The organism is Faecalibacillus intestinalis, assembly GCF_003024685.1.
Taxonomy (GTDB): domain Bacteria; phylum Bacillota_I; class Bacilli_A; order Erysipelotrichales; family Coprobacillaceae; genus Faecalibacillus; species Faecalibacillus intestinalis.
This window is the reverse complement of the sequence record NZ_PYLQ01000004.1, coordinates 73,874-95,123: the sequence shown is the minus strand read 5'-3', so window position 1 is coordinate 95,123 and position 21,250 is coordinate 73,874. Positions and strand designations below refer to the sequence as shown.

Here is a 21,250-nt window from a genome sequence, read left to right as displayed (position 1 = left end):
CCTTTTTTTAAAAAAGGAGAACATTTTATGAAATATAAAAGAGTTTTATTAAAATTAAGTGGTGAAGCATTAGCCGGTGATGATCATTTTGGTATAAACGCTAATACTGTAGCCGATATTGCAAGACAAATCAAAGAAGCTAAAGATTTGGGTGTTGAAATTGCCATCGTTTGTGGTGGTGGTAATATTTGGCGTGGTGTTACTGGTGCACAAATGGGTATGGAACGTTCTTCTGCTGATTATATGGGAATGTTAGCAACAGTAATGAATGGTTTAGCTGTTCAAAATGCTTTAGAGCAACTAGGAATTCAAACACGTTTACTTTCAGCAATTGAAATGAGACAAATTGCAGAACCATACATTAGAAGACGTGCTGTTAGACATTTAGAAAAAGGTAGAATCGTTATTTTTGGAGCTGGAACTGGAAGCCCATATTTTACAACTGATACAACAGCTGCATTAAGAGCTGCTGAAATCAATGCTGATGTTATTTTAATGGCCAAAAATGGGGTCGATGGTGTTTATTCTGCTGATCCTAAATTAGATGAATCTGCAGTAAAATTTGATGAGATTTCATATAGTGATGTTTTAGCAAAAGATTTAAAAGTAATGGATCAAACAGCTATTACATTATGTAAAGATAACGATATTGATTTATGTGTATTTAATATGCAAGAAGATGGTAATATTGCCAAAGCTTGTGATGGACAAAAAATAGGAACAACTATCTCTGGAGGAAAATAATATGATAAATATGATTTTAGATGATGCAAGTGATAGAATGCAAAAAGCAATCGAAGCTTACCAAAGAGATTTAGCGACAGTTAGAACTGGAAGAGCTACTCCTGCAATGTTAGACCGTGTAATGGTCAACTATTACGGATCACCAACACCAATTAATCAAATGGCTGGTGTTTCTGTTGTAGAAGGTAGACAATTAGTAATTAAACCTTATGATAAATCTGCTTTAAAAGATATCGAACATGGAATTTATGAAGCTGATTTAGGTTTAACTCCTCAAAATGATGGAGAAATTATTCGTATTACTGTACCAGCATTAACAGAAGAAAGACGTAAAGAATATGCAAAAAATGTTTGGAAATTTGCTGAACATGCTAAAGTTGCTATAAGAAATATTCGTCGTGATGCTAATGATGAAATTAAAAAATGCGATGGTAGTGAAGATGAAATTAAAGACGGTCAAAATCGTGTTCAAAAATTAACTGATAAATTTGTCAAAGAAGTTGATGAAATTGGTAAAGTAAAAGAAAAAGATATTATGACTGTATAATTATTGAAGCGTCTTATTAGGCGCTTTTTTATTTTATGGTTTTATGTTATAATCAATCATGACTTTAAGGAGGATTATTCTATGAATGATCAAATTGAAAACTATGAATTAGACATGAATAATATACCAGCACATATTGCTTTTATTATGGATGGCAATGGACGCTGGGCTAAAAAGAGAATGATGCCAAGAACTTATGGCCATAACGAAGGGACAAAGACAATTCGTAAGATTGCTTTAGAGGCTAATAGACTTGGTGTTAAAGCAATGACAGTTTATGCTTTTTCTACAGAAAATTTTTCTCGTCCTGAAGAAGAAGTACAATTTATATTTAAATTACCCAAAAAATTTTTTGAACTTTATTTAAAAGAATTAATTGAAAATAATGTTCAAATTTGTATGATTGGGCATTTAGAAAAAGCTCCAAAGGCAACAAGAGATATTATCAATACTGCTATAGAAAGAACAAAGGGTAATACTGGACTAAAACTTTGTTTTGCTTTTATTTATGGTAGTAGAGATGAAATCGTTTGTTCAACTAAAAAAATAGCACAAGATGTAAAAGATGGGAAACTTGATATTGAGGATATTGATGAAAATTATTTTGGTTCAACATTAATGTCTGCGAATTTACCTGATGTTGATTTAATGGTAAGAACAAGTGGAGAACAAAGATTATCTAATTTTATGTTATGGCAACTTGCTTATGCAGAGTTTATTTTTACTCCTGTTTGTTGGCCAGATTTTGATGAAAAAGAATTACATAAAGCAATTTGGCTTTATCAAAATAGGGATCGTAGATATGGAGGTTTAAAATAGTGAAAGAAAGAATTATTACTGCACTGTGCTTGATTGCAATTGTAGTTCCAGCAGTCATTTTTGGGGGTATTTTTTATAAAATTGTTATAGGGGTTGCAATGGGTCTTAGTGTATATGAAATGTTACATATTTGTTCTAGACCACGTATTGGAATGTATATGTATATCATTGTTGGTTTATTTTTTGTTACAGGATTTTTATTAAACAGAAATCATTTACTTATTTCTAGCTATTCTATTTTGGTTTATTTAGCGGTTATTTTAGCATGTATGATTTTTGATGATAAATGTAATATTGAAAGAAGTGCTTATGTTTTTACGATGGGTGTTCTTGTTTGTTCTGGATTACATGCGTTACTTGTTTTGAGAGTTGACTATGGTTGGGAATATTTATTGTTATTAGCAATTGCAACTTTTGGTAGTGATACAGGAGCTTATTTTGCTGGTATGGCTTTTGGTAAACATAAGTTGATTCCAAGATTATCTCCTAAAAAAACAATTGAAGGGTCAATTGGTGGAATTGTTCTAGGAAGTGTTTTAGGATTGGTTTTTGCATATTTTGCAGGAATATTGGCACATCATTGGATTATTGTACCAGCAATTATTGTAATGACAATGACAAGTCAAATAGGAGATTTGATTTTTAGTGCCATTAAAAGATATTTTGAAGTTAAAGATTATTCAAAATTATTACCAGGACATGGCGGAATTTTAGATCGTATTGATAGTTTAACTTTTAATGTATTGATTTTTAGTTTCTTTTTAATGATTGTGGGGTTATAGATAATGAAAAATATTACGATTTTAGGTGTTACAGGTTCTATTGGTCAACAAACTGTTGATGTTTGCTTGCATCATCAAGATGAGTTTAATGTTGTTGCAATGTCTGCGGGCAAAAATATTGTATTACTTGAAACAACAATTCAAAAAATTAATCCACAAGTTGTTTGTGTTATCGATGAAAAGGATTGTAACTATCTTCAAGAAAAATATCCACATATTCGTTTTGTTTTTGGTAGTGCTGGTTTAGATGAAATTGCAACAATTGATCAAGTTGATATTGTATTAAATGCAATTGTAGGGTTTGCAGGTTTGTTACCAACAATTCATGCTATTGAATCTAAAAAAGATATTGCTTTAGCTAATAAAGAAACACTTGTGGTTGCAGGACATATTATTACAAAATTAGTTAAAGAACATGGTGTAAAATTATTACCAGTAGATAGTGAACATTCAGCGATTTTCCAATCGCTTCAAGGAAATGAAATGAATAAAATTAAACGTATTTTATTAACAGCAAGTGGCGGAAGTTTTAGAGATAAAACAAGAGAAGAACTTGTGGGTGTTTCTGTTAAAGAAGCGTTGAATCATCCTAACTGGTCAATGGGGGCTAAAATTACGATTGATAGTGCTACTTTATTTAACAAGGGATTAGAGGTCATGGAAGCAAAATGGTTGTTTGATGTAGATTATGATCAAATTGAAGTCTTGATTCATCCAGAAAGTATTTTACATTCTGCTGTAGAGTTTGAAGATACTTCTGTCATTGGGCAAATGGGAACACCTGATATGCGTTTAGCTATTCAGTATGCGTTAACTTATCCACAAAGAAAAAAATTAGTTAATGGTAAATCGTTAGATTTAACAGAACTTGGTTCGCTTACTTTTAAAAAGCCAGATTTCAATAGATTTCATGCGCTTTCTTTAGCATATCGCGCTGGAAAAACAGGTGGAAGCTTACCATGTGTTTTAAATGGTGCAAATGAAATGGCTAATCTTTTGTTTAGAGAAGGAAAAATTGAATTTTTACAAATAGAGGAATTAGTTGAAAAAGCTATGAATGCTCATGAGTTGGTTAAAGATCCAACTATTGATCAATTATTAGATATTGATCAATGGGCGAGAGATTTTGTTTTAAAGGAGATAAATGAAACATGCAGACGATTATAAATATTCTTGTCTTTTTTGTAATACTAGGAGCTATTGTATTAATCCATGAATTAGGACATTTTCTAACTGCTAAATTATTTGGTGTTTATTGTGCTGAATTTTCTATTGGAATGGGTCCTAAACTTTTTTCTAAGAAAAAAGGAGAAACAGATTATCAAATTCGTGCACTTCCTATTGGTGGTTATGTTGCAATGGCAGGTGAAGCTGATCAAGAAGACAACGAATTAATGAAAGATGTTCCTTATGAAAGAACTCTAAAAGGAATTAAAACATGGAAAAAATGCATTATTATGTTAGCTGGTGTTTTTATGAATTTTGTACTTGCCCTTGTTTTATTAATTGGTATTTATTCGTTTGTTGAAGTACAAACAAATACTTCTGAAATTGGAAGTGTTGTTAAAAACAATGGTGCTTATAATGCTGGAGTTCAAGCTGGAGACACCATTAATAAAATCACAATTAATGGTGAAGAACATATCATTGCGTCATTTTCAGATATTCAATCTGTCTTATCTAATGAAAATTTACAATTAGATACAGATACAGTTACAATGCAAATTTCCCTTAAAAGAGGGAATCAAAATATTGAAAAAACAGTTGAAGGAAAGTACAATAGTGAATCCAAGTCTTATGTCATTGGAATAACAGCGGCTACTAAAAAATTGACTTTTATTGAGGCTATAAGACAAGGAATTAATCAATTTATAGAATATGCATTATTGATTTTTACAACATTAGGAAAACTTATTACAGATTTAACACATACTGTTTCACAACTTTCTGGTCCAGTAGGAATTTATACAGTGACTGCACAAGTTACACAATCTGGTTCAATTAGTACATTGTTGTCATTGACTGCTTTACTATCAACAAATATTGGAATGTTTAATTTACTTCCTATTCCAGGACTAGATGGTAGTCAAGTATTATTTGCATTAGTTGAAAAAATTATTCGTCGAGAAATTCCAACAAAAATGAAATATGCTTTACAAATGGCAGGACTAATTCTTGTTTTTGGCCTAATGATTTTTGTAACTATAAATGATATTGGAAAATTTTTCTAAAAAAAGGGCGTAAGCCTTTTTTTGTGTTATAATAGGTAAGATTTTTGAGGTGTAATATGAATAAATTAATAATACTATTAAAACAATTGAATATAATCGAAGATGTTAATGTTTTATTACATGCTTCATTGAAAAAAGTTATTGTACATCATGATAACCATTATACATTTTATATATTGAGTAAGGATTTGATTCCATTTACAGAGTATCAACTCTTACTTGATCATGGTCTTGATTTTCCTTACCTGGCTGAATTTGTAATTTGTTATGATGATTTTAATTTTGAGTCAAAAGATGTTTCACTTTATTTAGGGTATATTATTGAAAAACTAAAACAAATTTCACCATTATTTTCTTCGTTGAAAATCGAAGATATTGAAATTAAACAAACTATATCGATTGGTTTGTTAAATGAAATACAATTGGAACAATTCCAACAATTAAAATCAACAATTAAAAAGTATTTTGTGGAAATTGGAATAGAGAAAGATTTTAGTTTTTATGTTAAACAAGATAATGATGAATTAAATCATTTATTACAAGAAATGGACAGCTATGAACCAATGAAAATAGATATGTCCGAAATAAAAAAATCGGAACTAGTAAAACCAACTGTAGATTATAAAAATAATTATCGAAAACCAAAGGGTGATGCAACTTTTTTAAAGTTATCTGAAATTAACAGTCAAACGATGGAAAATAATTGTACGATTCAAGGGTATGTCTTTAAAACTGAATTAATCAAAACACGAGCAGGAAAACATATTCAAACATTATGGATCACTGACTATACGGATTCAATTATGGTAAAACGCTTTGAAAACAATACAACTAATACTTTAGAGGATATTAAAGTACTAGATAAAGGTAAAGTGTGGATCAAAGCAACAGGAGAAATTCGTTTAGATAATTATGCGAGAGAAACAGTTATGATGGCTCGTCAAATAGAAGTTATTAAAGAACCAGCAAGAAGGCAAGACACTGTGGAAGTTAAAAGAGTTGAACTTCATACACATTCTAAAATGTCAGCAATGGATGGAATAGGCAATGTTTCGGATTATATTAATCAAGTGGCCAAATGGGGACACAAAGCAATTGCAGTTACTGATCATGGAAACGTTCAATCATTTCCTGAAGCTCAAGCAGCTAGTTTAAAAGCGGGCATTAAGATGATCTATGGTGTTGAATTAAATATGATAGAACCTTATTTTAATATTGTTTTTAATGAAAAAGATATGTCTATTGAAGATGCCACATATGTATCATTTGACTTGGAAACAACTGGTTTTTCTGTTATCCATGATGGAATTACAGAATTTGGTGCAGTTAAAATTAAAAATGGTGAAGTGATTGATCGCTTACAAAGTTTTGTAAATCCTGGTAAAAAGATTGGAACACGTGTTTCTCAACTTACAAATATTACAAATGAAATGGTTGCTGATGCACCAACAATTAAAGAGTTTTTACCACAAATATTAGAATTCTTTGGTGATGCTATTTTAGTGGCTCACAATGCTAAATTTGACATTGGTTTTTTAAATGAAAGTTTAAAGAGGTTAAATCAAAAACCTATAACTAATCCGGTTATTGATTCTTTGGCATTAGCAAGAGCTATTATGAAACCAATGAAATCTTATCGTTTAGGAAATGTATGTCGTGTTTATCGTGTAAATTATGACGATGATGTAGCACATAGAGCTGATTATGATGCTGAAGTTTTAGGTGCTGTATTTACAACGATGTTACATTCTATTATGCAAAGTGGAAATTATAATTTACTTGATTTAAATAAATTACAAAAAGACGATGCTTATAAAATCGTTTTCCCATATCATATGACAGCACTTGCTTTAAACAAAGAAGGTTTAAAAAATATGTTTAAAATTGTTTCTGAAGCAAATACAACTTATTTCCATGATGGTTCTCGTATTCCAAAAGAAAGATTGGAATATTACCGTAAAGGATTGCTATATGGGACTAGCTGTTATCGTTCAGATGTTTTTGAAGCAGCTTTGAATTCTTCGGATGAAAAGTTGGAACAATTGTTAGAATTTTATGATTATGTGGAAATACAACCTTTTCAAGATTACTATCATTTAATTGATCGTGGACAAATTGAATCTGAAGAAAATTTAATTATTTCAATAAAACGTCTTATTACAGCAGCAAAAAAATTAAATAAACTTATTGTAGCTACTGGAGATGTCCATTTTTTAGATGAAAAGGATAAAATTTATCGAGATGTTTTTATATCACAACCCAAAATTGGGATTGGACATCGTGCTCATCCTTTATGTGACCGAAAAAATCCACGTGCATTTACACCATCTCAATATTTAAGAACAACAGATGAAATGTTAAAATGTTATGATTATCTACCAGCGGATGAAGTATATGAATATGTTGTAACAAATACAAACAAAATCGCAGATATGGTTGAAGAAATTCGACCAATTCATGATAAATTATTTACACCAACAATTGATAATGCAGATGAAAATTTAACAAAGATTTGTTATGATACAGCCCATCGACTTTATGGTGAAAAACTACCTGAAATTGTGGAAAAAAGATTAGAAAAAGAATTAAGTAATATCATTAAACATGGGTTTGGGGTTATTTATTATATTTCCCACTTACTAGTAAAAAAATCAAATGATGATGGTTATCTAGTAGGTTCCAGAGGTTCGGTAGGATCTTCATTCGTTGCAACAATGTCAGGAATTACAGAAGTAAATCCGTTACCACCACATTATCTATGTCTTCATTGTAGTCATAGTGAATTTTTAGAAGAAGGTGTTGCTGCTGATGGTTATGATTTACCTGATAAGATTTGCCCTGTATGTGGTAAACCAATGAAAGGTGAAGGACATAATATCCCGTTCGAAACTTTCTTAGGTTTCAATGCGGATAAAGTACCCGATATCGACTTAAATTTCTCGGGAGCGTATCAAGCAAATGCTCATGCATTTACTAAAACTATTTTTGGAGAAGATCATGTCTTTAGAGCGGGAACAATTTCTACAGTTGCTGAAAAAACAGCTTATGGTTATGCAAAAGGATATGCTGAAACATTAGGAATTGATAATGAAGTACGTAGTGCTGAACTTGAAAGAATTGCTCGAGGGTGTGGTGGCGTTAAACGTACGACTGGCCAACATCCAGGGGGAATTATTGTTATTCCTAGAGATTATGATGTTTTTGATTTCACGCCTTACCAATATCCAGCGGATGATTTATCTGCTGAATGGCGTACGACTCACTTTGATTTCCATGCTATTCATGATAACGTTTTGAAATTCGATATTTTAGGACATGTTGATCCAACCGTTATTCGTATGTTACAAGATTTAACAGGTGTTGATCCTAAAACAATTCCAACAAACGATACAAAAGTTATGTCACTTTTTACAACGAGTGATGCTTTAGGTGTTGATTTATCCTATATCAATTGCAAGAGCGGTGCTTTAGGATTACCTGAATTTGGTACAACCTTTGTACGTAGTATGTTAGATCAGACAAAACCACAAACTTTTAATGATTTAGTAATCATTTCGGGGCTTTCACATGGAACAGATGTTTATTTAGGTAATGCAGAGACGTTGATTAAAAATGGAACATGTACCTTAAAAGAAGTTATTGGATGTCGTGATGATATTATGGTTTATTTGATTGAAAAAGGCCTTCCTAATAAAGATGCTTTTGACATCATGGAATGTGTTCGTAAAGGAAAATCACCTGCAGTTTTCCCAGAAAAGAAATACGAAGAATTAATGAAAGAATACAATGTTCCTCAATGGTATATTGATTCATGTAAGAAAATTAAATACATGTTCCCTAAAGCCCATGCGGTAGCCTATGTTTTATCAGCTATTCGTGTAGCTTGGTGGAAATTATATTATCCAAGAGAATATTATGCAGTATATTTTTCCACAAGATGTGATTTTTTTGATATTGAAACATTAGTTGCTGGTAAAGATGCTATTCTTTCAAGAAGAAAAGAAATTGAAATGTTAAGGGAAAACAGACAATCTTCAAATAAGGATGAAGGATTGTGGGATGTGTTTGAAATTGCCTTAGAAATGATTGATCGAGGATTCCATTTTAGTCCTTTAAACTTAGAAAAGTCTGATGCCAATAAATTCATTTTAGATCCAGATGATCCAAGTGGCTTACTTCCACCGTTTAGTTCAGTTGATTCATTAGGTGAATCGGTAGCTAATACTGTTATTGAGGCACGTAAACATGGTTCTTTCTTATCTAAAGAAGACGTGATTAAAAGGACTAAATTGAACAATTCGCATATTAAACAACTAACAAAAATGGGTGTTTTTGATGGTATGCAAGAAGAAAATCAATTATCACTTTTCTAGTGACTTGATTATAAATGAAAAATGTGCTATATTACTTATAGTTTCATAAAGAGAAACGAGTGGGGGAACCCACTCTTTATTATTGAATGGGGTGAAAAAATGGAGTTATTGGAAAGTATTAAAGAAATGGTCTTACCTTTGATCGAACAAAATGATTGTTATTTAGATGATATTGAATATGTAAAAGATAATAATGAAATGTATTTACGTATTTATATCGAAAAAAATGAAGGGTATCTAGATATGGATACATGTGTTGCGGTAAGTGAGTTAATTAGTGATAAACTTGACGAAACTGATCCAATTAAAGATGAATACATTTTAGAAGTCTCTTCACCTGGAATTGAAAAACCATTAAAAACTTTTGAACAAGTTCAAAAATCTGTTGGTGAATATGTTTATGCAAAATTTAAAAATCCTAAAGCCGGATTATATGAAGTTGAAGGATATTTAAAATCTGTTGATAATCAAGAATTAGAATTTGAATATCTTGTAAAAAATATAAAGAAAAAAATTGTTGTCAATTATGAGAACATTCAATTTATACGATTAGCTGTAAAATTTTAGGAGGAAATAAAAGTGGCTAGTAACAGAAAATTTATGAGCGCCTTAAATGCTTTATGTGAAGAAAAAGGTATTGAAAAAGACGTGTTTTTAGAAATGTTAAAGGAATCAATTGCAAAAGCTTATAAAAAAAATTATATGGTTCCAGAAGCAAATGTACGTGTAGAAATTAATGGAAAAACTGGAAAAATTAGATTATTTGAAATTAGAACAGTTGTTGATGATTTAGAAGATGAAGATTTAGAAGTATCTTTAGATGAAGCACATGATATCAACCCAAATTATCAAGTGGGTGATATTGTAGAAACTGAAGCAGATGTAGATCATATTGGTCGTTTAGCAGCAATTCAAACAAAACAACTTTTCAGACAAAAAATACGCGAAACTGAAAAAGAAACATTATATAATGAATTTGCTGATAAAAAAGATGATATCATTACAGGTATTGTTGATCGTGTTGAACCTAAATTTGCTATTATCAATATTGGAAAAACTGGAGCATTTTTAGGACTAAATCAACAAATCCCTGGAGAAACATTACATGAAGGACAACATGTCAAAGTATATGTAAGTGACGTTGATCGTGGAACTAAAGGAACACATATCGTTGTAAGCAGAACAGAACCACAATTTGTAAGAAGATTATTTGAATTAGAAGTTCCTGAAGTTTATGATGGTACAGTTGAAATTAAATCTGTTTCTCGTGAACCTGGTGAAAGAAGTAAAATTGCTGTATACACTGCAGTTGAAGGATTAGATCCTATTGGTTCTTGCGTTGGACCTAAGGGTTCAAGAGTTAAAAACGTTGTTGATGAATTACATGGTGAAATGATTGATATCGTTGAATGGTCAAGTGACCCAGTTGTTTATATTTCACATGCATTATCACCTTCAGATGTGTTAACTGTTTCTGTTGATGAAGAAAAACACAGTGCGTTAGTTATTGTACCTGATGATCAATTATCATTAGCTATTGGTAAACGTGGTCAAAATGCTCGTTTAGCAGTAAGACTTACTGGATGGAAAATTGATATTAAATCATTATCTGAAGCAACTGAATTAGGGTTAATGGAACAAATTCAACAAAAAGAAGAATTACCTGTTGATGAAACATTCCAAGATGAATTTGCTCAAGAAATGCTAGATAACCAAGAAGAAAAAGAAACTATTGTTGAAGAAAAAGAAAATATCGAAAATGAAGTTGAAGAAGTCACTTCAGAATCTGATGTAGAAGATTATGAAGATTTTGATGATTATGAAGATGATGAATACAGTAAATATGATGAAGATATCGACTATGACGAATATGACAAATATTATGATGAAGATTAGGATGAGATAGAATGAGAAAAATTCCACTTAGAAAATGTCTTGCAACAAATGAACAATTACCTAAAAAAGAGTTAATTCGTGTTGTAAGAAATAAAGAAGGTCAAGTATTTGTAGATGCTACTGGTAAAATGAATGGACGAGGTGCTTATTTAAAAAGAAGCTTAGAAGCAATCGAAATTGCTAAAAAGAAAAAAGTTTTATCTCGTTCTTTACAAGTAGAAATTCCTGATGAAATTTTTGAGGAGTTAAAAAAATATTGTGATGAATAAAAAATATTTAAATTTATTAGGGCTTGCTAATGTTGCAAAGGGAATTGTTTCAGGAGAAACTTTGATAAAAAGTATCGCTGCAAATGAAACAAAACTTGTTGTTATTGCAAATGATGCTAGTGCTAATACTAAGAAAAAAATTACTGATAAATGTCATTTTTATCATGTTGATTATTTCATTGTTGATGAAAATATTGAAACCATTTCAAAAGCAGTTGGAAAAAATAATCGCGTTGCATTAGGTATTATAAATCAAGGGTTTGCGAAAAAAATAAAAGAATTGATAGGAGGTTGATTTTATGGCAAAACAATTTAAAAAGAAAAAAGGTTCTCAAAAGAAGAAACAATTACAATCAAACTTTCCTGCAAAGAAAGAAACATCAGTAATAAAAGATGGTGTGATTTCCTATGAAGAAGGAATTACAGTTGGTGAACTAGCTGAAAAGCTAGGACAAACACCTGCTAATGTTATAAAAGTATTATTTTTATTAGGAACTATGGTAACAATCAATTCATCATTAAATGATGAACAAGTTGAATTAATTTGTTTAGAATATGGTTGTGAATGTGAAAAACATGTTCCAGTAGATGAAGTTAATTTTGAAAATATTGAAGTTGTGGATGATGAAGCTGATTTACAACCAAGATGTCCAGTTGTAACAATTATGGGACATGTTGATCATGGAAAAACAACATTACTAGATACTATTAGAAAATCTGCAGTTGTTGATGGTGAATTTGGTGGTATTACTCAACATATTGGTGCTTATCAAGTAGAAGTAAACGGTAAAAAAGTTACATTTTTAGATACACCAGGTCATGAAGCTTTTACAGCAATGAGAGCACGTGGAGCACAAGTGACTGATATTGTTATTATCGTTGTTGCTGCTGATGACGGTGTGATGCCTCAAACAAAAGAAGCTATTGACCATGCAAAAGCTGCAGGAGTTCCTATCGTTGTTGCAATTAATAAGATTGATAAAGAAGGTGCTGATCCTGAAAGAATTAAAGCTGAAATGGCTGAAGAAGGATTATTACCTGAAGAATGGGGTGGAGATACTGTTTATTGTGAAATCTCTGCTAAAAAGAAAATTGGTATTGAAGAATTATTGGAAACATTAACTGTTGTTGCAGAATTAGCTGATTTAAAAGCTAACCCAAATAGATATGCATATGGTAGTGTTGTTGAGGGTAAACTTGATAAAGGTAGAGGAGCTGTTGCTACATTATTAGTAGAAAATGGTACTTTACGTGCAAGTGATCCAATCGTTGTTGGTGCTGCTTATGGTAGAGTAAGACAAATGTTAGACGATAAAGGACGTGTTATTAAAGAAGCATTACCAGGTACACCAGTAGAAATTACAGGTTTAAATGAAGTTCCTGTTGCCGGTGATAAATTTATGGTTTTCGAAACTGAAAAACAAGCACGTAGTGTTGGTGAAACACGTATGAAAGCTAAAATTGAAAAAGATCGTAATTCTGGAGCTGCTTTATCTCTTGATGATTTGTATTCTCAAATTAAAGAAGGTCAAATTATTGATTTAAATATTATTGTTAAAGCGGATGTACAAGGAACTGCAGAAGCTGTAAAAGCTTCATTAGAAAAAATCGATGTAGATGGTGTGCGTGTTAACGTTATTCGTTCAACTGTTGGTGCAATTTCTGAATCTGATGTTATTTTAGCAAGTGCCTCTCAAGCAATTATTTATGGTTTTAATGTAAGACCAGATGCAAAAGTTAGAAATAAGGCAGAAGAAGAAAATGTTGAAATTCGTCTTCATAATGTTATTTATAAAATGGTTGAAGAAATTGAAACTGCAATGAAAGGTATGTTAGCACCAGAATACCATGAAGTAATTACTGGTCAAGCAGAAATTAGACAAGTTATTAAAGCAAGTAAAATAGGAAATATCGCAGGATGTTATGTTACCGATGGTTCAATTAAAAGAAACTGTGGTATTCGTTTGATTCGTGATGGTATTGTTGTATACGAAGGAAAACTTGCTTCACTTAGACGTTTTAAAGATGATGTTAAAGAAGTCAATGCTGGTTTTGAATGTGGTTTAAACATTGAAAACTATAATGATATTAAAGAAGGCGATATCATTGAAGGTTATGTTATGGAAGAAGTAGAAAAGAAATAGGAGTTGAGTCTTATGTCATTAAAAACAGATAGAATAAATACTCAAATTTTAAGAGAAGTTTCTTTGATTTTACAAAATGAAGTACGTGATAGAGATTTACGTATGTGTACAATTACCGCTGTTGAAACAACAAATGATTTATCTATTTCTAAAGTGTATGTTACTTTTTTAGGAAAAAATTATAATCAAGAAAAAGGAATGGAAGCATTAGAAAGATCTAAAGGATTCATTCGTAATTTACTTGCTAAAAAATTAAAAGTAAGAAAGTGTCCTGAATTACATTTTGTTTTAGATACTTCTTTAGAATATGGAAATAAAATTGAAAGTATTATTAATTCATTACATGAAAAAGATTAGAAATAATCTTTTTCTTTTTTTTAGAATTTATTTTATGATATAATGAAAATACTGATAGGAGGATTATTATGGTAGAATTATCTAATGATTTATTAACTGTTTCTTTACATCCAAAAGGAGCAGAAATTATTTCAATTAAAGGAAAAAAAGATCAATTGAATTATATGTGGAGAAGAGATGCATCTCAATGGGCAAACAGTGCACCTATTTTATTTCCAATTGTTGGAGCGTTAAAAAATGATACATGTGTGATTAATGGTAAAGAGTATCATATGACACAACATGGTTTTGCAAGACACAATGAATTTGAAACAAACCAAGTTAGTGATACTGAAGTAATATTCTCATTAAAATCTAATGATGAAATTATAAAACAATATCCTTTCTTATTTGAATTAAATGTCACATATAGACTTGTTGAAAATAAATTAACATGTCATATTAAAGTAAAAAATACGGATCATCAACCTATTTATTTCCAAGTTGGAGGACATCCTGCTTTTGCTTGTCCATTTATGGAAAACGAATCAAGCAATGATTATTATTTGGAATTTTCAGAAAACGAAACATGCAATCGAAAAATAATTGATGTTGAAAAAAGAGGTATGTCAAGAGTTGAAAAACCTTTCTTTGATAATGAAAAAAGATTTTTTGTTAGACAAGAGCTTTTTAATACAGATGCAATTGTTATTAAAAAGTTTAAATCAGAAAATATTGCGCTTAAATCATTAAATCATGATAAATCAATTGTTTTTCATATGAATGGTTTTGATCATGTTGGACTTTGGGCCGCAAAACATGTTGGTGGATTAATTGCTATTGAACCATGGGTTGGACATGCTGACTATACTGATTTTAATGGTGAATTTAAAGAAAAAGAAAGTTGTGTTGAATTACCTGTTGGTAAAAATTTTGAAGTTGAATTTGCTGTAGAAATTAACCAATAATGACAATTTTTTTAACTTTTGTAGATTATACTTTGTTTATGAAAGTTAAACTTATAGAATGTACTCATGAATTAGACTTACAAGATGAAATTAATGATTTTCTTAAACTGGGATATCATATAATACGGATGCATTATTGTGTTGCAATGTGTTTTTCATCTGAATTAGAATACTCTTTTAGTTGTTTAATTGAATATGATGATAAAGGTCCTAAATAAAAGGACTTTTATTTTTGCATAGATTTTATATTATTGGTCAAAATAATTAACGGAGGTGAAACATATGGCAAAAGATGTAAGATGTTCAGTTACGACATGTGCATATCATGATTCTAATAATAAATGTTTAGCCAATGAGATTAAAGTTTCAAAATGTAATTGTAGTTCACCATGTGATGAGCAAGAAACAGAGTGCGGAACTTTTAAATTAAAATAGGATTATTTCCTATTTTAATTTTTTTTTATTGTCTCTATGTTATAATATAAAAGGTGATTATATGAAAAATAGATTAATTATTTTTTTATCTTTATTTATTTTATTAGGTTGTTCAAGTCAAAAAAATACAACATCTTATTCAAAAAAACAATATAATGAATATGTTAGTTATTATAATCGTTTAAAGATGTCTACTTCATTTGATGAAAGCTGTGATGATTGTTCAATTCAATTAATTACTAATAAAATATCAAATAAAAAAATACGGTATGATATTATCATTAATAATCCTGTTATTGAAATGAAAAATATTAAAGCAATCGCATTTATTGATAAAAAGGATAAAAATATTCCGAGTATTGGTTTATTAGAAAAGGATACTTTTTCATTAAAGCCTAATTATATTGATAAGAAGAATGGTTATTATAAAGGCATCAATTTATCAGGAACAACATCAAAAAATAAATTTGATGTTAAGCTCTATTTAACATATAACACAGAGGATAAACAAATAGAAAGGTATATTATTTTACATGGTAATGCGACTTGATAAATTATTAGCTCATTATGGTATTGGAACTAGAAAAGAAGTAAAAAATTATATTAGAAAAGGTTTTGTTACTGTTAATGGAAGTATTATAAAAAAGGATGATTTTAAAGTAGATTATGAAACAGATAAAATTATCTTTGATGGTGAGCTTATTACATATAAACCATATGTCTATATTATGCTTAATAAACCTGCTGGTTATGTTTCTGCTACAAAAGATAATGTTCATCCTACAGTTGTTGATTTGATTTATGGGTATGAACAGTATGATTTATTTCCAGTAGGAAGGTTAGATTTGGATACGGAGGGTTTATTATTACTAACAAATGATGGAGATTTTGCACATAAGTTATTAGCACCTAGTCGACATCATTCTAAATTGTACTATGCATGTGTCGAAGGAATAATGGATGAAAATGATATTTTAAAGTTTAAAGAAGGAATTACTATTGATCATTATAGATGTCAAAGTTCAAATTTATCCATTATAAAAACTGAAGATAATACATCTGAAGTATTAATTGAAATTTTTGAAGGAAAGTTTCATCAAGTGAAAAAAATGGTAGAAAGCGTCGGTAAAAAAGTAACTTATTTAAAAAGGTTACAGATGAAGAATTTAAAATTAGATACTTCTTTACAAATTGGAAAATTTAGAGAATTATCCGAAGATGAATTAGTCGACTTAATGAATGATTTGTGATACTATTTGTATAAAAAATAAGGAGGATTTTTTGTGAGATTAAGAAACAACCCAAAAGCTTATGAAATTATGGAAGAGAATGCTGATTTAGTTATCTTAAAACCTGAAGAACATAAAGGTCATTATCATGATATATTTGAAATAAATCAGCCGTTATATATAGAAATTGGAATGGGGAAAGGCGATTTTATTTATCAAAATGCTTTAAAACATCCAGAAAACAATTACATAGGGATTGAAAAATTTCCAAGTGTCTTAGCAGCAGCAATTAATAAAATTAATAAAAATCAATCATTGCCTAATTTAAAATTGATGCATTTTGATGCAATTGAATTAGAAAATGTTTTTGAAAATGGTGAAATTGATCATTTATTTTTAAACTTTAGTGATCCTTGGCCAAAAAAAAGACATGCAAAAAGACGTTTAACGTCTTCAGCGTTTTTAGATGTTTATCGTCGATTATTGAAAAAAGATGGTGTTATTGAATTTAAAACAGATAATCGAGGTTTATTTGAATATTCATTACAGTCAGTAACAGAAAACAATTATCATTTAGATTATGTTTCTTTAGATTTACATAATTCTCCAGAAGCAAATGATAATATTATGACAGAATATGAAAGAAAATTTTCAGTAAATGGACCTATTTATAAAATGATAATTAGTGATTATAAGGAGTAAAAAAATGGATCAATTAATTGAAATAAACTCATTAGAAGAATATGAAAAGGCTATTCAAACAAAATCAATCATCTTATTTACAGCTTCTTGGTGTCCTGATTGTATGTTTATCAAACCTTTTATAGGTAATGTTGTAAAAAAATATCCAAATTTTACATTTTATAGTATTAATAGAGATCATTTTATTGATTTATGTCAAGATTTAGATATTTTAGGAATACCTTCTTTTGTCAGCTATGAAAATGGACAAGAGACAGGTCGCTTTGTAAGTAAATTAAGAAAAACGCAAGAAGAAATAGAAACATTTATACAATCAATAAAATAAAGTGTATTGAAGGAAGGAGTTATTATGTTTAAACATTTTTTTAAAAAATCAAACGATGATGATATTTTTGAAACTGTAGACCCAATTGTTGAACAAAGAAGAAATGAAAAGTTTTCTAAACCACTTATTTATGACGAAGAATTTAAAAAAGAAGAAGTTACTAAAAAAAGTGAAAGTCAACAAATACCAAAAGAAACTACTTCCAAAAATGTTAAAAAGGTTGAAAAAAAAGTAGTAAAGAAAGAAGAACCCGAAGTTAAGAAAAATTATGAAATGATGGATATCATTTCTCCAATGTTTGGAATGCATGAAGAAAAAAAAGAAACAGTTAGAGTAGTTAAGAAAAATTCAGTAAAAAAACCAAAGAAAAAAGATAATTCACTTGTTCAAGTAATATCTCCGTATTATGGTAATTTTGAAGAAAAAGAAGAAACAGATAGTGAAGCTGTTCTTACTGCTGTTGAAGATTCAAAAGATTTTCAAGATGAAACAAATACTGATGCTGAAAAAACAATAGAACCCGAAATCGTTGAAGAAGAAAAGCTTCCAACAGTTGAAGATAATTTAAGAAATATTGCTAAAATTGTTGAAGAAGAACAAGATCAACTTAAAATTATTGAGGAACGAACAGGGGAGTTTAAACTTGATTTTGGTCAAAAAAAATCAGAGGAACAAAATTCTTTAATTGATGAAATTGATGACAATATGTCTTTAGATGAATTGATGAGTCTGTATGAAAAGAAATTTAAGGATTAGTGATGATTAAAGGAATTGGTGTAGATATTTGTGATTTAAGAAGATTAAATCATTTGGATCAACTTGCAAAGAAAATTTTACATGTAGATGAATTTTCTTTGTATTTATCAAAAGGTAACGATAAAGCAAAAAGAGAATTTGTGGGTGGTAGATTTGCAGTCAAAGAGGCATTTGTAAAAGCAGCAGGTTATAAATCATTTAAGGAGATATGCTGTTTAAATGATAAAAATGGTAAACCCTATATTAAAGATGAGCCTTGTCATGTTTCTATTTCTCATGAAAATCATTATGCAGTTGCCTTTGTTGTTATTGAAAATAATGACCCTAATCAATAAAGTATAGAGTAATAAAACATTAATAAATATATCTTAGGATATAAATATTAATGTTTTTTATTTGTTTTTTAGTCGTTTAAATAGACTTTTTAGTCGATTTAGCATGATTATTTTTTTATAAGAACTATGATAATACTAAGGAGGACTGTTTATGTTAAATTCAATTTCTTTAGTAGGAAAAATAGTAAAAAATGTATATCATGTTGAAAATATGGCTTTTATTGACATTGAGGTTAAAAGACCATTTCCTGAGGAGATAGGAAAAGAAAAATTTGATGTTTTTTCTATTGCTTTGTGGAAGGGACTAGAAGACATGATGTCTGATGTTGCTCAAATTGGAATGATCATTGCTGTTAGAGGGCGTTTAATAGCTAATAAATTTACAATGGCTAATTATGATTTTAAAGAAGTGATTATATATGGAGAACTCATTGAAATTTTAAACAAATATTTTTAAATAAATAAATTGTCATTTATATTGTTTTTTGATAAAATCTATTATTGAAAGTCGGTGAAAATAAATGACAATTAATCAAGATAAAATAAGAAATTTTTCAATCATAGCGCATATTGATCATGGGAAAAGTACTTTGGCGGATCGTATTTTAGAAATGACCGGTGCGGTTTCAAATAGAGAGATGAAGGCTCAACTATTAGACAGCATGGAGTTAGAACGTGAAAGAGGCATTACAATCAAATTAAATGCTGTTCAACTTCAATACAAAGCAAAAGATGGAAATACCTATCTTTTACACCTTATTGATACTCCTGGCCATGTCGATTTTACTTATGAAGTATCTCGTTCATTAGCTGCATGTGAAGGAGCAGTGTTAGTTGTAGATGCAGCACAAGGTGTGGAAGCACAAACATTGGCAAATGTCTATTTGGCTTTAGATAATGATTTGGAAATTTTACCAGTTATAAATAAGGTAGATTTACCTAGTGCAAACCCTGAACATGTTATTCAAGAAATCGAAGATGTTATTGGATTACCTGCAGACCATGCACCTCGTATCTCGGCTAAAAGTGGCTTAAACGTTGAAGATGTGTTAGAGATGATTGTTAAAGAGGTTCCTGCACCAAGTGGGAATATTAACCATCCTACTCAAGCACTTATTTTTGATTCATTTTATGATAGCTATAGAGGTGTTGTTGTATTCGTTAGAATTAAAGAAGGATCTATAAAGGTTGGAGATACAATTAAATTTATGGCTACAGGAGCTACTTACGAAGTAACTGAATTAGGTGTAAGAACTCCTGCGGAAGTTAAAAAAGATAAATTAGTTTGTGGGGAAGTTGGATGGATATCAGCTTCTATTAAATCTATTCAAAATGTTCATGTAGGGGATACAATAACAACTTTAGAAAATGAAAGTCATGAGCAATTGCCAGGGTATAGAAAGTTAAATCCTATGGTTTATTGTGGATTATATCCAGTTGATAATTCTAAGTATAAAAATTTACGAGAAGCATTGGAAAAAATACAACTTAGTGATTCGTCTCTTGTCTTTGAACCAGAAACATCGCAAGCATTAGGATTTGGTTTTAGATGCGGTTTTTTAGGATTATTACACATGGATGTTATTCAAGAGAGATTAGAAAGAGAGTTTGATTTAGAACTTATTGCTACTGCACCATCTGTTATTTATAAAGTATTTTTAACAGATAAAACAATGGTTGAAATTGACAATCCTGCAATGATGCCATCTCCACAAGTAATAAATTATATTGAAGAACCTTATGTAAAAGCTTCAATTATGACTCCAAATGAGTATATTGGATCTATCATGGAACTATGTCAATCAAAACGAGGAGAATATGTTGATATAGATTATATTGATGAAACACGTCGTAATATTATTTATAATATTCCTTTATCAGAAATTGTTTATGATTTCTTTGATAAATTGAAATCTAGTACAAAGGGATACGCCTCATTTGATTATGAATTAATAGGATATCGAGAAAGTAAATTACAAAAAATGGATATTTTATTAAATGGTGATGTTGTAGATGCTTTATCATCTATTGTTCATAAAGATTTTGCTTATTCAAGAGGAAAAGTAATTTGTGAAAAATTAAAAGAAATTATTCCAAAACAAATGTTTGAAGTTCCTGTACAAGCAGCATTACAAGGTAAGATCATTGCAAGAACTACAATTAAGGCAATGCGTAAAAACGTCCTTGCTAAATGTTATGGTGGAGATATTTCGCGTAAAAAGAAACTTCTAGAGAAACAAAAGGAAGGTAAAAAGAGAATGAAGGCAGTTGGAAGTGTTGAAATTCCACAAGAAGCTTTCATGGCAATATTATCAGTTGATGATGAGTAAATAGCAGCAATCGCTGCTATTTTAAATAT

24 protein-coding genes are annotated in these 21,250 nt (G+C 29.9%); all 24 read left to right on the top strand.

All coding sequences use genetic code 11. From position 1 onward, the window contains the following. Nucleotides 1-27: 27 nt before the first annotated feature. The 24 genes from pyrH (at nucleotide 28) to lepA (ending at nucleotide 21,221) form a co-directional block, all read left to right on the top strand. Complete coding sequence (gene pyrH, locus C7U54_RS04595) at nucleotides 28-744, top strand: UMP kinase (protein ID WP_022001525.1); 717 nt, start codon at nucleotides 28-30, stop codon at nucleotides 742-744. 1 nt (nucleotide 745) lies between these two features. Continuing rightward, entirely contained in the window at nucleotides 746-1,291 is a 546-nt protein-coding gene (gene frr, locus C7U54_RS04590) for a ribosome recycling factor (protein WP_022001526.1), read from the top strand. An 81-nt stretch (nucleotides 1,292-1,372) separates the two neighbouring features. Next, nucleotides 1,373-2,110 (top strand): isoprenyl transferase, encoded by a 738-nt coding sequence (locus C7U54_RS04585; protein WP_022001527.1) that lies wholly within the window; start codon nucleotides 1,373-1,375, stop codon nucleotides 2,108-2,110. Further along, on the top strand, nucleotides 2,110-2,892 hold the full coding sequence (locus C7U54_RS04580; protein WP_022001528.1) for a phosphatidate cytidylyltransferase: 783 nt from the start codon (nucleotides 2,110-2,112) through the stop codon (nucleotides 2,890-2,892). The genes C7U54_RS04585 and C7U54_RS04580 overlap by 1 nt, the downstream gene beginning before the upstream one ends. Before the next feature lie 3 nt (nucleotides 2,893-2,895). Then, the gene (locus C7U54_RS04575) at nucleotides 2,896-4,059 is read left to right on the top strand and encodes a 1-deoxy-D-xylulose-5-phosphate reductoisomerase (protein WP_107029454.1); all 1,164 of its coding nucleotides are present in this window, start codon (nucleotides 2,896-2,898) and stop codon (nucleotides 4,057-4,059) included. Further along, nucleotides 4,044-5,123: a M50 family metallopeptidase gene (locus C7U54_RS04570; protein WP_107029453.1), complete on the top strand. Its 1,080-nt coding sequence runs from the start codon at nucleotides 4,044-4,046 to the stop codon at nucleotides 5,121-5,123. The genes C7U54_RS04575 and C7U54_RS04570 overlap by 16 nt, the downstream gene beginning before the upstream one ends. Before the next feature lie 56 nt (nucleotides 5,124-5,179). After that, complete coding sequence (locus C7U54_RS04565; protein WP_107029452.1) at nucleotides 5,180-9,496, top strand: PolC-type DNA polymerase III; 4,317 nt, start codon at nucleotides 5,180-5,182, stop codon at nucleotides 9,494-9,496. 99 nt (nucleotides 9,497-9,595) lie between these two features. After that, nucleotides 9,596-10,063 carry a ribosome maturation factor RimP gene (locus C7U54_RS04560; RefSeq protein WP_107029451.1) on the top strand — a complete coding sequence of 156 codons (468 nt, stop codon included), beginning with the start codon at nucleotides 9,596-9,598 and terminating at the stop codon, nucleotides 10,061-10,063. A 33-nt stretch (nucleotides 10,064-10,096) separates the two neighbouring features. Continuing rightward, a complete protein-coding gene (gene nusA, locus C7U54_RS04555) occupies nucleotides 10,097-11,392 on the top strand; it encodes a transcription termination factor NusA (protein ID WP_107029513.1) in 1,296 nt (431 codons plus the stop codon). A gap of 11 nt (nucleotides 11,393-11,403) precedes the next feature. Then, complete coding sequence (gene rnpM / locus C7U54_RS04550) at nucleotides 11,404-11,661, top strand: RNase P modulator RnpM (RefSeq protein ID WP_022001534.1); 258 nt, start codon at nucleotides 11,404-11,406, stop codon at nucleotides 11,659-11,661. Then, nucleotides 11,654-11,956 carry a L7Ae/L30e/S12e/Gadd45 family ribosomal protein gene (locus tag C7U54_RS04545; RefSeq protein ID WP_022001535.1) on the top strand — a complete coding sequence of 101 codons (303 nt, stop codon included), beginning with the start codon at nucleotides 11,654-11,656 and terminating at the stop codon, nucleotides 11,954-11,956. The genes rnpM and C7U54_RS04545 overlap by 8 nt, the downstream gene beginning before the upstream one ends. A gap of 4 nt (nucleotides 11,957-11,960) precedes the next feature. Beyond that, nucleotides 11,961-13,805 carry a translation initiation factor IF-2 gene (gene infB / locus C7U54_RS04540; protein ID WP_107029450.1) on the top strand — a complete coding sequence of 615 codons (1,845 nt, stop codon included), beginning with the start codon at nucleotides 11,961-11,963 and terminating at the stop codon, nucleotides 13,803-13,805. Between the two features lie 12 nt (nucleotides 13,806-13,817). After that, nucleotides 13,818-14,162: a 30S ribosome-binding factor RbfA gene (rbfA, locus tag C7U54_RS04535; protein ID WP_022001537.1), complete on the top strand. Its 345-nt coding sequence runs from the start codon at nucleotides 13,818-13,820 to the stop codon at nucleotides 14,160-14,162. A 68-nt stretch (nucleotides 14,163-14,230) separates the two neighbouring features. Beyond that, nucleotides 14,231-15,109, top strand: a complete 879-nt coding sequence (locus C7U54_RS04530) for an aldose 1-epimerase family protein (protein ID WP_022001538.1) — start codon at nucleotides 14,231-14,233, stop codon at nucleotides 15,107-15,109. 38 nt (nucleotides 15,110-15,147) lie between these two features. Beyond that, nucleotides 15,148-15,327 (top strand): sporulation protein Cse60, encoded by a 180-nt coding sequence (locus C7U54_RS04525; RefSeq protein WP_032090270.1) that lies wholly within the window; start codon nucleotides 15,148-15,150, stop codon nucleotides 15,325-15,327. A gap of 64 nt (nucleotides 15,328-15,391) precedes the next feature. Then, on the top strand, nucleotides 15,392-15,544 hold the full coding sequence (locus tag C7U54_RS04520; RefSeq protein ID WP_022001540.1) for a DUF1540 domain-containing protein: 153 nt from the start codon (nucleotides 15,392-15,394) through the stop codon (nucleotides 15,542-15,544). Between the two features lie 61 nt (nucleotides 15,545-15,605). Next, nucleotides 15,606-16,094, top strand: a complete 489-nt coding sequence (locus C7U54_RS04515; RefSeq protein ID WP_107029449.1) for a hypothetical protein — start codon at nucleotides 15,606-15,608, stop codon at nucleotides 16,092-16,094. Continuing rightward, a complete protein-coding gene (locus C7U54_RS14685; RefSeq protein ID WP_081918920.1) occupies nucleotides 16,078-16,794 on the top strand; it encodes a pseudouridine synthase in 717 nt (238 codons plus the stop codon). Before C7U54_RS04515 ends, C7U54_RS14685 begins: the two co-directional genes overlap by 17 nt. A 33-nt stretch (nucleotides 16,795-16,827) precedes the next feature. Further along, nucleotides 16,828-17,475: a tRNA (guanosine(46)-N7)-methyltransferase TrmB gene (gene trmB, locus C7U54_RS14680; RefSeq protein ID WP_162297488.1), complete on the top strand. Its 648-nt coding sequence runs from the start codon at nucleotides 16,828-16,830 to the stop codon at nucleotides 17,473-17,475. Between the two features lie 4 nt (nucleotides 17,476-17,479). After that, nucleotides 17,480-17,800, top strand: coding sequence for a thioredoxin family protein (locus C7U54_RS04505; protein WP_022001544.1), 321 nt, complete (start codon nucleotides 17,480-17,482; stop codon nucleotides 17,798-17,800). 24 nt (nucleotides 17,801-17,824) lie between these two features. Beyond that, a complete protein-coding gene (locus C7U54_RS04500) occupies nucleotides 17,825-18,556 on the top strand; it encodes a hypothetical protein (protein WP_107029448.1) in 732 nt (243 codons plus the stop codon). A gap of 2 nt (nucleotides 18,557-18,558) precedes the next feature. Then, nucleotides 18,559-18,891: a holo-ACP synthase gene (gene acpS / locus C7U54_RS04495; RefSeq protein ID WP_022001546.1), complete on the top strand. Its 333-nt coding sequence runs from the start codon at nucleotides 18,559-18,561 to the stop codon at nucleotides 18,889-18,891. 151 nt (nucleotides 18,892-19,042) lie between these two features. Further along, the gene (locus C7U54_RS04490) at nucleotides 19,043-19,348 is read left to right on the top strand and encodes a single stranded DNA-binding domain-containing protein (protein WP_022001547.1); all 306 of its coding nucleotides are present in this window, start codon (nucleotides 19,043-19,045) and stop codon (nucleotides 19,346-19,348) included. A gap of 64 nt (nucleotides 19,349-19,412) precedes the next feature. Then, nucleotides 19,413-21,221 carry a translation elongation factor 4 gene (gene lepA / locus C7U54_RS04485; RefSeq protein ID WP_032090078.1) on the top strand — a complete coding sequence of 603 codons (1,809 nt, stop codon included), beginning with the start codon at nucleotides 19,413-19,415 and terminating at the stop codon, nucleotides 21,219-21,221. Nucleotides 21,222-21,250: the final 29 nt, after the last annotated feature.

Excerpts from the sequence above, each read along its gene's own strand:
- C7U54_RS04505 (WP_022001544.1), top strand. The coding sequence starts at position 17,480 with ATGGATCAATTAATTGAAATAAACTCATTAGAAGAATATGAAAAGGCT.
- infB (WP_107029450.1), top strand. The coding sequence starts at position 11,961 with ATGGCAAAACAATTTAAAAAGAAAAAAGGTTCTCAAAAGAAGAAACAA.
- C7U54_RS04565 (WP_107029452.1), top strand. The coding sequence starts at position 5,180 with ATGAATAAATTAATAATACTATTAAAACAATTGAATATAATCGAAGAT.
- C7U54_RS04525 (WP_032090270.1), top strand. The coding sequence starts at position 15,148 with ATGAAAGTTAAACTTATAGAATGTACTCATGAATTAGACTTACAAGAT.
- C7U54_RS04515 (WP_107029449.1), top strand. The coding sequence starts at position 15,606 with ATGAAAAATAGATTAATTATTTTTTTATCTTTATTTATTTTATTAGGT.
- C7U54_RS04575 (WP_107029454.1), top strand. The coding sequence starts at position 2,896 with ATGAAAAATATTACGATTTTAGGTGTTACAGGTTCTATTGGTCAACAA.
- C7U54_RS04500 (WP_107029448.1), top strand. The coding sequence starts at position 17,825 with ATGTTTAAACATTTTTTTAAAAAATCAAACGATGATGATATTTTTGAA.
- acpS (WP_022001546.1), top strand. The coding sequence starts at position 18,559 with ATGATTAAAGGAATTGGTGTAGATATTTGTGATTTAAGAAGATTAAAT.
- rnpM (WP_022001534.1), top strand. The coding sequence starts at position 11,404 with ATGAGAAAAATTCCACTTAGAAAATGTCTTGCAACAAATGAACAATTA.
- frr (WP_022001526.1), top strand. The coding sequence starts at position 746 with ATGATAAATATGATTTTAGATGATGCAAGTGATAGAATGCAAAAAGCA.
- nusA (WP_107029513.1), top strand. The coding sequence starts at position 10,097 with ATGAGCGCCTTAAATGCTTTATGTGAAGAAAAAGGTATTGAAAAAGAC.
- pyrH (WP_022001525.1), top strand. The coding sequence starts at position 28 with ATGAAATATAAAAGAGTTTTATTAAAATTAAGTGGTGAAGCATTAGCC.
- C7U54_RS14685 (WP_081918920.1), top strand. The coding sequence starts at position 16,078 with ATGGTAATGCGACTTGATAAATTATTAGCTCATTATGGTATTGGAACT.
- C7U54_RS04490 (WP_022001547.1), top strand. The coding sequence starts at position 19,043 with ATGTTAAATTCAATTTCTTTAGTAGGAAAAATAGTAAAAAATGTATAT.
- C7U54_RS04545 (WP_022001535.1), top strand. The coding sequence starts at position 11,654 with ATGAATAAAAAATATTTAAATTTATTAGGGCTTGCTAATGTTGCAAAG.
- C7U54_RS04520 (WP_022001540.1), top strand. The coding sequence starts at position 15,392 with ATGGCAAAAGATGTAAGATGTTCAGTTACGACATGTGCATATCATGAT.
- C7U54_RS04585 (WP_022001527.1), top strand. The coding sequence starts at position 1,373 with ATGAATGATCAAATTGAAAACTATGAATTAGACATGAATAATATACCA.
- C7U54_RS04570 (WP_107029453.1), top strand. The coding sequence starts at position 4,044 with ATGCAGACGATTATAAATATTCTTGTCTTTTTTGTAATACTAGGAGCT.
- C7U54_RS04530 (WP_022001538.1), top strand. The coding sequence starts at position 14,231 with ATGGTAGAATTATCTAATGATTTATTAACTGTTTCTTTACATCCAAAA.
- rbfA (WP_022001537.1), top strand. The coding sequence starts at position 13,818 with ATGTCATTAAAAACAGATAGAATAAATACTCAAATTTTAAGAGAAGTT.
- lepA (WP_032090078.1), top strand. The coding sequence starts at position 19,413 with ATGACAATTAATCAAGATAAAATAAGAAATTTTTCAATCATAGCGCAT.
- C7U54_RS04560 (WP_107029451.1), top strand. The coding sequence starts at position 9,596 with ATGGAGTTATTGGAAAGTATTAAAGAAATGGTCTTACCTTTGATCGAA.